The sequence below is a fragment of the Granulicatella sp. WM01 genome (assembly GCF_004570605.1).
Taxonomy (GTDB): domain Bacteria; phylum Bacillota; class Bacilli; order Lactobacillales; family Aerococcaceae; genus WM01.
In genome coordinates this window covers 1-11,961 of sequence record NZ_SPPB01000056.1, presented here as the reverse complement: position 1 = coordinate 11,961, position 11,961 = coordinate 1, and the positions used below count along the sequence as shown (strand labels likewise).

The 11,961-nt window shown below is 33.4% G+C and carries 14 protein-coding genes; all 14 read right to left on the bottom strand.

The window, feature by feature from the left end:
* Positions 1 to 166: 166 nt before the first annotated feature.
* Positions 167 to 634 (bottom strand): MarR family winged helix-turn-helix transcriptional regulator, encoded by a 468-nt coding sequence (locus E4T68_RS07275; RefSeq protein WP_245175690.1) that lies wholly within the window; start codon positions 632 to 634, stop codon positions 167 to 169.
* A 161-nt stretch (positions 635 to 795) separates the two neighbouring features.
* Positions 796 to 1,593, bottom strand: a complete 798-nt coding sequence (accA, locus tag E4T68_RS07270; RefSeq protein WP_194185105.1) for a carboxyltransferase subunit alpha — start codon at positions 1,591 to 1,593, stop codon at positions 796 to 798.
* A complete protein-coding gene (gene accD, locus E4T68_RS07265) occupies positions 1,589 to 2,449 on the bottom strand; it encodes an acetyl-CoA carboxylase, carboxyltransferase subunit beta (RefSeq protein WP_135125572.1) in 861 nt (286 codons plus the stop codon). Before accD ends, accA begins: the two co-directional genes overlap by 5 nt.
* 11 nt (positions 2,450 to 2,460) lie before the next feature.
* Positions 2,461 to 3,825, bottom strand: coding sequence for an acetyl-CoA carboxylase biotin carboxylase subunit (gene accC, locus E4T68_RS07260; protein ID WP_135125570.1), 1,365 nt, complete (start codon positions 3,823 to 3,825; stop codon positions 2,461 to 2,463).
* 1 nt (position 3,826) lies between these two features.
* Positions 3,827 to 4,258: a 3-hydroxyacyl-ACP dehydratase FabZ gene (gene fabZ, locus E4T68_RS07255; RefSeq protein WP_135125568.1), complete on the bottom strand. Its 432-nt coding sequence runs from the start codon at positions 4,256 to 4,258 to the stop codon at positions 3,827 to 3,829.
* Positions 4,258 to 4,746 (bottom strand): acetyl-CoA carboxylase biotin carboxyl carrier protein, encoded by a 489-nt coding sequence (accB, locus tag E4T68_RS07250; protein WP_135125566.1) that lies wholly within the window; start codon positions 4,744 to 4,746, stop codon positions 4,258 to 4,260. Before accB ends, fabZ begins: the two co-directional genes overlap by 1 nt.
* Positions 4,747 to 4,749: 3 nt before the next feature.
* Complete coding sequence (fabF, locus tag E4T68_RS07245) at positions 4,750 to 5,994, bottom strand: beta-ketoacyl-ACP synthase II (protein ID WP_135125564.1); 1,245 nt, start codon at positions 5,992 to 5,994, stop codon at positions 4,750 to 4,752.
* Positions 5,995 to 6,081: 87 nt separating this feature from the next.
* The gene (gene fabG, locus E4T68_RS07240) at positions 6,082 to 6,813 is read right to left on the bottom strand and encodes a 3-oxoacyl-[acyl-carrier-protein] reductase (RefSeq protein ID WP_135125562.1); all 732 of its coding nucleotides are present in this window, start codon (positions 6,811 to 6,813) and stop codon (positions 6,082 to 6,084) included.
* Positions 6,810 to 7,787, bottom strand: a complete 978-nt coding sequence (gene fabD / locus E4T68_RS07235; protein ID WP_135125560.1) for an ACP S-malonyltransferase — start codon at positions 7,785 to 7,787, stop codon at positions 6,810 to 6,812. Before fabD ends, fabG begins: the two co-directional genes overlap by 4 nt.
* On the bottom strand, positions 7,736 to 8,728 hold the full coding sequence (gene fabK, locus E4T68_RS07230; RefSeq protein ID WP_256359888.1) for an enoyl-[acyl-carrier-protein] reductase FabK: 993 nt from the start codon (positions 8,726 to 8,728) through the stop codon (positions 7,736 to 7,738). Before fabK ends, fabD begins: the two co-directional genes overlap by 52 nt.
* Positions 8,729 to 8,793: 65 nt before the next feature.
* Positions 8,794 to 9,021, bottom strand: a complete 228-nt coding sequence (locus tag E4T68_RS07225; RefSeq protein WP_135125556.1) for an acyl carrier protein — start codon at positions 9,019 to 9,021, stop codon at positions 8,794 to 8,796.
* A 27-nt stretch (positions 9,022 to 9,048) separates the two neighbouring features.
* Entirely contained in the window at positions 9,049 to 10,023 is a 975-nt protein-coding gene (locus E4T68_RS07220; protein WP_135125554.1) for a beta-ketoacyl-ACP synthase III, read from the bottom strand.
* 769 nt (positions 10,024 to 10,792) lie between these two features.
* Positions 10,793 to 10,969 (bottom strand): 50S ribosomal protein L32, encoded by a 177-nt coding sequence (gene rpmF / locus E4T68_RS07215; protein WP_135125552.1) that lies wholly within the window; start codon positions 10,967 to 10,969, stop codon positions 10,793 to 10,795.
* A gap of 45 nt (positions 10,970 to 11,014) precedes the next feature.
* Positions 11,015 to 11,575 (bottom strand): DUF177 domain-containing protein, encoded by a 561-nt coding sequence (locus E4T68_RS07210; protein ID WP_135125550.1) that lies wholly within the window; start codon positions 11,573 to 11,575, stop codon positions 11,015 to 11,017.
* Between the last annotated feature and the right edge of the window lie 386 nt (positions 11,576 to 11,961).

Genomic DNA, 11,961 nt, shown 5'->3' with positions numbered 1-11,961 from the left:
CATGTGAAGCACCTCTTTACTATTTTCTCTCAACTTATAGTTTACTGGTTTGCTTCACTTTTTTCTATAAAAAAATAATCGTGTTGGCGAACTTTTTTGTTCACCAACACGATTTATTGTACACCCTATTTGTCTAGCTATCAGCCCTATTTGATATAAACCTTTTTCATTCTTCTAATAATTTTCTTTGTTCTTCTTGTTTTTCAAATAAAAATGTATGTAGATTTTTTAATCCTTTGACTAAAATTCTTACTTCTGCTTCATCCATACCTTTCAATGTCTCAATAACCATTAGTCTATGGAATTTAGCATGAATACGATACAATAGTTTTCCCTCTTTAGTTAATTTTAAACGTACAACACGTCTATCATCATCTAAACGCAAACGTTCAACATAGCCTTTTCTTACCAAATTATTTACTGCTACAGTCAATGTGCCTACTGTAATATTTAATTTTTTGGCTATTTCTGTTGAGCTTAATGGATTAGCAATACCAATTGCCTCAATAGTATGCATTTCTTTAATGGAAAGATCTGAAAATCTACTTATTTTTAAAGCAGTTTCTTCAATATCCATAATCTTATTAAAGACATTTACTAAATATTCATTAATTACATCGTATGATTCTGTCACGATTTTCTCCTTCTATATGTTTTTCCATTCCATTATAACATATTTATACCATTGGTAAAGCCTATATAATCAAGTTTTGTTGCAATTTAGATAATCTATATTTTTCAATCTAACATAGTACATTTTGTCGTATTACAAAACGAAAAACTATAGTAAAAGCATTAAAATAATCTGAATCTTTTTTGCCTTTGCTGTATAATATCATGTCTAGTCATCTTATCAAATATCATTAAGTCTGCTTGAATTTGTTCCTTTACAGAATGAACAATCTCTTGTTGTGATTTCACTTTTTTTCGCTTATCCCCTAATGTTTCTCGAAAAATACCGTCAATAATATGCTTGTTTAATAATTCATCTGGAGTTAATTGCATTAACTCTGCTGCTTGATGTGCAAGAGTAGCATCTTTCCATAAAATAGAGGCAAATCCCTCTGGGGATAATATCGCATACATACTATGCTCTAACATATACACTTTATTGGCTAAAGCTAAGGCTAAGGCACCACCACTCCCACCTTCGCCAATAATGACGGAAATAATAGGGACACTTAATTGGCTCATTAATAATAAATTTTGAGCTATTGCTTCTCCAATACCTCGACTTTCTGATTCAATACTACAATTTGCTCCAGCAGTATTGATAAATGTTAAAATTGGACGTTGAAACTTTTCTGCTTGCTCCATTAGTCGATAAGACTTTCGATACCCCTCAGGAAGCGGAGAACCAAAATGACATTCCAAATTACTTTTCAAGTCTGTACCTTTTTGTGTTCCTATAACTGTTACTGCTCTTTGGTTAAATTGTGCTATTCCACCAAGAATGGCTAAATCATCTCCAAAACAACGATCCCCTTTACATTCAATAAAATTGGTGCACAAAGCATGTATCCAATCACGAGTTGTCATTTTAGATTGATTTCTTGCTAATGCTACAATTTCACTTGCGTTTTTCATTTTAATTCATCTCCTCATGTTTTTGGTGAAGATTTAATAACTGTATAAGGGTGTCTTTCATCCTTTTTCGATTAACAATACAATCAATAAAACCATTTTTCTGAACCGTTTCAGCCGATTGAAAATCATCTGGAACAGTTTGTTTTATCGTCTGCTCAATAACACGTTTCCCAGCAAATCCCACAGTAGCTCCTGGTTCAGCTAAAATAATATCTGCTTGCATAGCAAAACTAGCAGTTACGCCACCAGTTGTTGGATCTGTTAAAATGGATATGTATAATAAACCTTGTTTAGAGTGATTGGCAATAGCATTACTCACTTTTGCCATCTGCATTAAGGATTGTATCCCTTCTTGCATACGAGCACCTCCTGATGCACAAAAAAGTATGACAGGAAGATGTTGCACAATTGCTTCCTCAAATAAGCGTGTAATACGTTCTCCTACAGTATATCCCATACTTCCCATAATAAAATGTGTATCCATAACACCAATAGCAACTGTGTGTTGTCCAATTTTAGCTATTCCAACACTCACTGCTTCATCACTATCACAAGTTTGTTTTAATGTTTGAACTTTTTGCATGTATCCGGGAAAATTTAGAGGGTCACTGAATGGGACATGTGTTGCCAAAGGCGTATATGAGCATGTATCTATAATTTGATTTAAGCGTTCATTGGCACTTAATCTAAAATGATACTGGCAAGCAGGACATATTTTTTCTTTTGACATCTCAGGTAAATAAATAATTTGATGACAATTTGGACATTTTTCCCATAACCCGTCAGGTATTGTTTGCTGTCTTTGCCTAATTTGTTTAGGTGTAGGCATTTTAATATACGCTTTTTTTCTAAATAAACCCATATCAACACTCCTTATTCTTTTCTATCTTCAAAATAGCGGGGTAAAAAAGAGTGGTGTAAATAATCTGTTGTGTACTCCCCTTTTTGAATAGCTGAATCACGTATTAATTGTTCTTGAAAATGAATATTGCTTTGTATACCTGTAATAGTTAATTCATTTAATGCTCTTTTCATTTTCATAAATGCTTCTTGTCTAGTTGGAGCATGTACAATTAATTTAGCTATCATAGAATCATAGAAAGGAGGAATCGTGTACCCATTATACACAGCACTTTCTATACGCACGCCATACCCGCTTGGAAAATGAGCAAATGATATCTTACCTGTACTAGGTGCAAACTGTTTTTTAGGATCTTCTGCATTAATTCGGCACTCTATAGCATGCCCATTTAAAGAAATATCATCTTGTTTTATATCCAATATATCATTATTTGCAATTTTTATTTGCCACTTAATTAAATCAAGTCCAACAATCATTTCTGTTATGGGATGCTCTACTTGAATTCGTGTATTCATTTCCATAAAATAAAATTGTTTATTTTTATCAACTAAAAACTCGATTGTTCCGGCGTTTTGATACCCAACATATTTAGCTGCTTGAACGGCAATTTTTCCCATCTCACATCTAAGATTATCATCTAAATACACAGAAGGAGCTTCCTCAATCACTTTTTGATGATTTCTTTGTAATGAGCAATCTCTCTCTCCTAAATGAATAACATTTCCGTGTTGATCAGCTAAAATTTGAAATTCAATATGACGAGCAGATGTAATAATCTTCTCCATGTATATACGCTCATCATCAAAGGATGCCTTTGCTTCTGCTTGTACCATTTTAAAAGCAGAACTCATATCGTTTTTGCACTCTACTTTTCGCATACCTTTTCCACCGCCACCTGATACGGCTTTTAAAATGATTGGATAACCTAATTTCTCAGCCCATTGAATTGCCTCTTCTTCAGTATAGAGTACCGAACTGCCAGGAATAACAGGAACTTTTGCTTCAATCATTGCTTGTCTAGCATTTGATTTATTTCCCATACGCTCAATAATAGAATAGTGAGGCCCAATAAATGTTATGCCATGCTCATCACACATTTTAGCAAACTCTGCATTTTCTGATAAAAAACCAAATCCTGCATGTATAGCACACGCCCCTGTTGAAATAGCCGCACTTAATATCGTAAATTTATTCAAATACGATTCATTTGCTCTAGCTTGTCCAATGCAAATAGCTTCGTCTGCTAACAACACATGAAGTGCATCTTTATCCGCTGTTGAATAAATAGCAACTGTTTTTATTCCCATTTCTTGACATGCACGAATAATACGTACAGCAATTTCGCCACGATTTGCAATCAATATTTTTTTAAACATATTAACTACCTATAATAAATGTCATTTCAACTTCACATACTTTTTTATCCCCTACAAATGCTTGTCCGTAGCCAATACCTGCATGTGATTTTAATTTAACAATATCCACTTGTAATTTTAATACATCTCCTGGAACCACTTTTTGACGAAATTTCACTTTATTTAACCCACCTAAATAAGCCGTTTTCCCTTTGAATGCTTCTAATTGTAATAGAGGAATTGATCCTGCTTGTGCTAATGCCTCTACAATAAAAACTCCGGGTAATACAGGTTCCCCTGGAAAATGTCCTTGAAAAATGTGTTCATTAATAGTCACATTTTTAGTACACACAACATGCTCTCCTGGAATTAATTCATCTACTCTATCAATAAAAAAAATTGGAAATCTATTTGGAATAATTTCCATAACTTCTTGTGCACTTAAAACTGCCATTATCTTCTCTCCTTCACTTTAAATAATACTTGTGAATATTCCACAACTGATTCATTATCAATTAAGATTTTCTCCACAATCCCTTCACTATCACTCTTAATTTCATTCATAATTTTCATTGCTTCAATAATACAAACCACTTGCCCTTTTTGAATATAATCACCAACTTTTACAAAAGGTTCTGCCTTTGGACTAGGCGATAAATATGCAATACCTACAAGAGGACTCACAATATCAACTAAATCCTTATTTTCTTCGTGTTTAGTTTCCACATGAGAAAGCGTATCATTAACCTCTTGCACATACATATCAGTAGACTCAACGATATGATTTTCATTTTTTAAGTTATTATTATCTGCTATAGGCATATAATCTGGCACTTTTCTCTTAGAGATAGTCAGTTTTATATTTTCCATTTGTAAATCAACAAATTGAAAGTCTGTTTGATTAATTAATGTCATTAACTCATGAAGATTATCAATAGTCATCTGTTAATCCTCCCATTTTTTAAAGCACAATATGGCATTATGCCCACCAAATCCTAAAGAATGGCTTAATGCATATTTAGCATTGACTTGTCTAGCAATATTAGGAATATAATCTAAATCACATGTGTCATCAATTTGATGTAAATTGGCAGTCGGTGGCAATATTCCTTTTTCCAAGGCTTTTATTGTCGCAATCGCCTCAATTCCTCCCGCACCACCTAATAAATGTCCAGTCATACTTTTTGTACTAGAAATAGCAACATGATACGCATGCTCTTTAAATGCATATTTAATCGCTTTGGTTTCTGCCGTATCATTTGTCGGTGTACTTGTTCCGTGTGCATTAATATAATCAATATCTTTAGGTGAAATATTTGCTTCTTGTAATGCTAATAAAATAGCTTCTCCTGCACCACTTCCATCAGGAGTTGGAGCTGTCATGTGATAAGCATCTGAATTACTGCCGTATCCTACGATTTCTGCATAAATTGGTGCATTTCTCTTTAATGCATGCTCTAAACTTTCTAAAATAACAACACCAGCTCCTTCTCCCATGACAAAGCCGTCACGTTCTTTATCAAATGGAATAGATGCCCTATTTGGATTCGTTGCTGTAGAAAGAGCCGTTAAACTTGCAAATCCAGCTATACCAATCTGACAAATTGTTCCCTCAGCCCCTCCTGCAATAATAATGTCTGAATACCCATGCTTAATATTTCTAAACGCTTCACCAATCGCATTACTTGACGATGCACAAGCTGTAACAATATCTAATGAAACGCCTTTAGCACCGACTTTCATAGAAACATTACCTGCTGCCATATTGCCAATTGTTAGTGGCACAAATAATGGAGGAACACGTTTAGCTCCTTTTTCATGCATTTTAATCACACCGGATTCAATATCATTTAATCCCCCAATACCTGCACTAATCATCACACCAACACGACGTGTATTTGCTTTATCATCAAGCGGATACAACTGTGCATCTTTTAAGGCTTCTATACTTGCAGCAATAGCATATTGAGAAAACAAATCCATTCGTTTATATTCTTTACGATCCATAGTTAAACTAGGATCAAATCCTTTTACTTCCGCAGCTAATGTTATACCTGTTTCACTGGCATCAAATTTTGTAATTGGTGCAATACCATGTTTACCTTGTATTAAATTTTCCCAATATTCATTAACCGAATTTCCAATAGGTGTAATCGCACCTAGTCCTGTAATCACTACTCTGTTTGTCATACTAAACTCCTTTTTATTATGAGCATATTCATTATGTATGAATGTATTCCCTATATTCACGTGCTGATAAATACTCCCTTATTTATCTTACATGTACATTCCACCGTTAACCGACAATACTTGTCCAGTCACATACTTTGCTTGTGCTAAATAAAGTGCAGCCTGTGCAATATCATCAACTGTTCCAATAGATCTTGCCGGAATACTTTGAATAATGCTCTCTTTTGTTTTTTCTGATAACTGTTGTGTCATTTCTGTTTTAATATATCCAGGAGCGATTGCATTACATGTAATCCCTCGTGCAGCAACTTCTTTAGCTGTTGCTTTTGTTAACCCTATAATACCAGCTTTACTTGAAGCATAATTAACTTGTCCAGCATTTCCTGCAAGACCAACAACACTCGTTATATTAATAATAGTTCCACTTTTTTGTTTTAACATCAATGCTATGGCATGTTTTGTTAAATTAAATGTTCCTTTTAAATTAATCGCATACACATCATCAAAATCTTCTTCACTCATTCTCAGTAATAATTGATCTCGTGTAATTCCTGCATTATTAACCAATATATCTAAACGTCCAAACTCATCTTTAATCGTTGCAATCATACGCTTTGTTTCTTCAAAAGAACTCACATCACCCAACAATACCCGAACTTTCACACCGTAATTTTCAAGTTCTTGAATAATGTCACTAGCAATTTCTTTCCGCCCATTCAATACAACATGTGCTCCATTTTGTGCAAATATACGTGCAATCCCTAAACCAATTCCTCTTGAACTTCCACTAATAAATATTACTTTATCTTTTAATGTCATAACTTATTTCTCCTTAATGTTTGAATAACCGATTGTAAACGGCTTACATTATCCACAGCGTAAACCTCAAGTCCTTTATCTATTTTCTTGACAAATTGTGATAATACTTGTTTAGGTCCTATTTCAATGAATAGGTTTGCCCCTAAGCGTATCATCTCTTTAATAGATTGTTCAAATTGAACAGGTTCAACAATTTGTTTAGTCAAAATTTCTACCAAGTTTTCATAGGCTATCGGTTTTGCATACGTATTTCCAATAACTTGATATTTAGGCTTTTTAAAATCCACAGACTGTAACACAGGATTTAGTTTTATTGCTGCTGATTGCATTAATGGCGTATGAAATGCTCCACTTACTGCTAAAGGGATAACTCGTTTGATACCATGCTCTACTAATAATATTTGTAGTAATTGAATACCTTGTTGCTCTCCGGCAACAACAATTTGAGATGGTGCATTATAATTTGCTGGAAATACTGCATGTCCTTGTTTACGTACATCATGACACAACTGTTGTATAAGCTCTTTATTGTCATTTAAAATAGCCAACATTCCTGCTTGGCACTCTCTACATGCTTCCTCCATAAATAATGCTCGCTGTTCTAAAAGACGTAAACCTTGTTCAAAATCTAAACTCTCCGCACAAACTAATGCACTATATTCACCTAAACTAAGCCCTGCTACTACGCTAGGAAAGATATGCTCTTTTTTTAATATATTCTCAATAGCACAACTCAACGTATAAATAGCTACTTGAGTATAACGTGTTTGATCTAATTGCTCTTTTGATAACGTCAAAAGATTGTACCCTAAAATATGTTCGGCTTGTTTATAAATTGCTGATACTTCAGGATATTCTTGTGCTAAATCAGTACCCATTCCCTCAAATTGAGAACCTTGACCACTAAATAAGAAAGCTATTGTCATAAATAATTCCCCCATAATTGATACTGCTGCTGACACACATGTTGACATTCTCTAATGTAGCTTTCAATAATTTCTTGACATGTTTCTTCTTTATGAATTAATCCTGCAATTTGTCCTGCCATCATTGAACCATGTTTCGTATCTCCCTCAACAACTGCTCTACGTAATGCACCTTTCCCTAATGCATCAAGTTTTGACAAATCGGGGTTTTCTTTGCCAGTTTCTTGCCGTTCAATGTGTAAATAAGTTTGTGTTAATTTATTTCTTAATACCCGAACAGGATGCCCAGTAATTTGTCCAGTAATAACAGTATCAATATCCTTTGCCTTTAAAATAGCTTGTTTAAAATTAGGATGAGCATTAGATTCTTTAGCCACTACAAAACGTGTTCCTACTTGTACACCTGATGCACCTAAGGCATAAGCAGCAGCCATTCCACGCCCATCTCCAATCCCACCTGCAGCAATTACTGGAATATCTACTGCATCAACAACTTGAGGCAGTAAAGCCATAGTTGTCAATTTTCCAATATGTCCTCCTGCTTCCATACCTTCAATAATAATAGCATCTGCCCCATCTTTAGCCATTTTCTTAGCTAGTGCGACTGAAGCCACAACTGGAATGACTGTAATCCCATGTGCTTTAAATTTTGCCATATACTTACCTGGACTACCTGCACCAGTTGTCACAACTTTTACATTCATTTGACAAATAACATCAACAACCTCATCAACATGAGGATTAAGCAGCATAATATTCACACCAAATGGCTTATTGGTTTTTTCTTGAACTTCTTTAATTTTTAACGCAACAATATCTGATGAATCATGTCCTGTACCAATAATGCCTAATCCACCAGCATTTGACACAGCACTTGCTAGACTAGCATCTGCCACCCAAGCCATAGCACCTTGAAAAATAGGGTATTTTATATTTAAAAGTTTACAAATATTTTTTTCACACATAGTCATCTCCGTATTTACTTTGATATTCAAAATATTTTCTAAAAAACTTCTCCGTAATACTATACGGAGAAACAATTTGTGATATAATTTTATTTTATTTGTGAATCAACATACTTCACTAAATCAGCAACTGTATCAACAGTTTCTTCCGTGTCAATAGAAATTTCAAATGCATCTTCTATATCATTAATAACTTGGAACAAGTCTAAGCTGTCTGCTTCTAAATCTTCTTTAATGTTTGTGTCCAATGTAATTTCTTCTTTTTCTTTATCTAATTGTTCTGCAATAATTTCTTGAATTTTTTCAAATGTTGTCATCTTTTTTCCTCCACATCATTTATGATTTTATATACGTATTAGTAATGCTCCCCATGTTAGTCCTCCACCAAATCCAGCCATTAAAATGGTGCATTCTCCATTTAATACTATTTTCCTTTGTTGTATCAATTCATCTAGTAAAATAGGAATACTGGCTGAGGACGTATTGCCATAATGTTCTACATTTGTTGGAAATTTATCCAAAGGCACATCTAGTTTCTTAGCAACCAATTCAATAATTCTTAAGTTTGCTTGATGAATTAAAAAATAATCTATATCATCTAATGTACATTCTGCTTTTTCTACCGTTTCTAATATAAGTGTTGGTATTTGCCGTGTTGAAAAATTAAAAATATCTCGTCCATTCATTCTTAAAAATGGTAATACCTCTTTTTCATTATCCACAAATGGATTACATACAGGATTTTCCACTGCACACAAAGACAGTCCTTTTTCTCCATCACTATGCAGCACATGAGATAATAAGTTGCTCTTAACAGATTTTTCTAACAGGACACAACCTGCTCCATCTCCAAACAAAATTGCCGTTGAACGATCATTCCAGTTTAACAGTTTAGACATCACCTCGCTTCCAATGACTAAACCGTAGCCATTTGTTGAATAGTCCATTAAGCTTCTAGCTATATGCAAAGCATAAACAAACCCACTACATGCAGCATTAATATCACATGCAAAAGCATTGTTTGCATCTAGTTTTTCCTGAATTAAACAAGCAGTGCTAGGTGTATTGTAATCTGCACTCATAGTGGCAACGATAATAAAATCAATTTTCGCCACATCAATGTTTGCTTGTTCTATCGCCATTTTAGCTGCATAATACCCTAAATCTGACGTATTTTCACCTTGACTGATATGACGTGAAATTATCCCTGTCCTTTGCTGAATCCATTCATCAGTAGTATCTAACAAACATTCTAAATCTGTATTAGACACACGATATGATGGTACATACGCACCTGTTGCTATAATTTTTACACCCATAGCTTACATCATACGAATTAGACTATATCTAATTACTAGCTCCTTTTCTTGCTAATCAAATGTTTTGAATTTCAAAAGATTCGATATTCAAAGTATAAGTGAGGTTCATTTTTTTGTCAAGTTTTTTATGATATGCTTGGAATAATCACTTTCTTAAATACAGTCTTTATAACTGTATAGTGCCTCCCATAAAAAATTTCCCCCATTCTATTTAGCTTTATAGACGAATTTTTCAACGTATTTTCAATACAATACTGTTGGCAATTTTACATATTTTCTCTCAAAATTGTATAATCAACTCCATCATAAATTAACGCCTTATTTTTCTGAATGTTTTATATAAAAAAAAAGAGAACTTATATAAATAATATTTAGCACCACTACTCTATTTGCTCATATATACATTGTCTTTTTCGCTAAATATTCTGATTGGTATTTTAATTTGTATCTATATCCACAAAAAATAGATAACAAACATAAAAATAAAGGCTAGACAAAAAGTTATTATAAAAAATAACTTTAAATCAAAATGTAGAGTTCCCTCATTCAAAGTCATTTAAGTTTATTGCTAACTTTTTATCTATCCCTATTTTTGCCTTTTATTGAAAGGATTCGTCCACAATATTTATGCAAAAACAGAGTTATTTTTATGAACACAATCGTATTGGTCATTTTTTTGTTCGACAACACAAATTATTGTACACATTTCATCGCGCGCTTTGATTCCAATACACAAAAAAAGTAACCTACAAAAAGGTTACTTTGCTTCTTAACCAACTGATACAACTTCTTTTCCGTCATATTTGCCGCATGATGGACAAACATGATGACTTTTTTTCAATTCTCCGCATTCAGGACATGCGATCATGCCGGGAACTTCTAATTTAAAGTGTGTACGACGTTTTGCTTTTCTAGCTTTTGATGTTCTTCTTTTTGGTACTGCCATGTTTTACACCTCCTAATATAGCGTTACTGATATGAAACTAAAGACTTACGATTTATCTTCTTGATTTAATAAGGCTTTTAAACCTGCTAAACGTGGATCAACCGTTTCTTTTGCTTCTTTTTCTTTCTGCTTATTATACGCATCTTCAGTATAAAGTGTCCAGCCGTTTCCTTTAGGCAAATCTGCTATATTCTGTTTTTCATCTTCTGAAAGTACTTGAATAGGTAAATTCAGTAAAATATTATCAATAATAGATTCTTTTAACTCAATATGATGATTACCTAAAGGAATAATCACTTCATTTTGATTTTCTCTAGCATAAACAGCTAAATAATCAGATTCTACATATCGTTCAAAAACATGAATATCCAAAGGGACTTCAACTGGGGTTAATGTACGTGAAGACGGTAGAGTTAACGTTACATTCATTTCAAACATTGCTATAATACTATGATTGTCATATAGTAACGTTCCATTTATCTTCACATCAGATACATCAATAATTTCAGATTCTCGCTCCAATAGTGATGATTTAATGTTAACATCTTCTGAAAATTGTAGTGGTAATCCTTTTAATTCTTCAATTTGTTTAATTGACCATTTCATCTTATCACTCCTAAAGCAACATACTGCATTATACAAGGATTAACTTGTTTTGTCAATCCTTACCACCTCTATTTGTCCGTATAATTTTACGCCCCGTGTTGTAAAATGAAGTGCAACAAATAAAAATAAACAAAAAAACATGAAAATCAGCTATACTAAAGTTGCCAAACCAAATAGATAGGAAGATTTTCATGTCCGAAGTACATTATACCACAAAACGACACTATAAACACTTAAGTGATAAAGAAAGAAGTCAAATTATCAATCGAATGTGATAATGTCTTAAAGTAATCGAATGACAAAATGTCCCAAAATGATAAACTAGAGATATGAAAAGGATAGAATTAACAGTGAATGAAATAAAAAAATATAACGTCATCAAAGCC

Bases quoted from the DNA above. Each gene is read 5' to 3' on its own strand.
- accD (WP_135125572.1), bottom strand. From the start codon at position 2,449: ATGGGTTTATTTAGAAAAAAAGCGTATATTAAAATGCCTACACCTAAA.
- accC (WP_135125570.1), bottom strand. From the start codon at position 3,825: ATGTTTAAAAAAATATTGATTGCAAATCGTGGCGAAATTGCTGTACGT.
- fabZ (WP_135125568.1), bottom strand. From the start codon at position 4,258: ATGGCAGTTTTAAGTGCACAAGAAGTTATGGAAATTATTCCAAATAGA.
- accB (WP_135125566.1), bottom strand. From the start codon at position 4,746: ATGACTATTGATAATCTTCATGAGTTAATGACATTAATTAATCAAACA.
- fabF (WP_135125564.1), bottom strand. From the start codon at position 5,994: ATGACAAACAGAGTAGTGATTACAGGACTAGGTGCGATTACACCTATT.
- fabG (WP_135125562.1), bottom strand. From the start codon at position 6,813: ATGACATTAAAAGATAAAGTAATATTTATTAGTGGAAGTTCAAGAGGA.
- fabD (WP_135125560.1), bottom strand. From the start codon at position 7,787: ATGTCAACATGTGTGTCAGCAGCAGTATCAATTATGGGGGAATTATTT.
- E4T68_RS07225 (WP_135125556.1), bottom strand. From the start codon at position 9,021: ATGACAACATTTGAAAAAATTCAAGAAATTATTGCAGAACAATTAGAT.
- E4T68_RS07220 (WP_135125554.1), bottom strand. From the start codon at position 10,023: ATGGGTGTAAAAATTATAGCAACAGGTGCGTATGTACCATCATATCGT.
- rpmF (WP_135125552.1), bottom strand. From the start codon at position 10,969: ATGGCAGTACCAAAAAGAAGAACATCAAAAGCTAGAAAAGCAAAACGT.
- E4T68_RS07210 (WP_135125550.1), bottom strand. From the start codon at position 11,575: ATGAAATGGTCAATTAAACAAATTGAAGAATTAAAAGGATTACCACTA.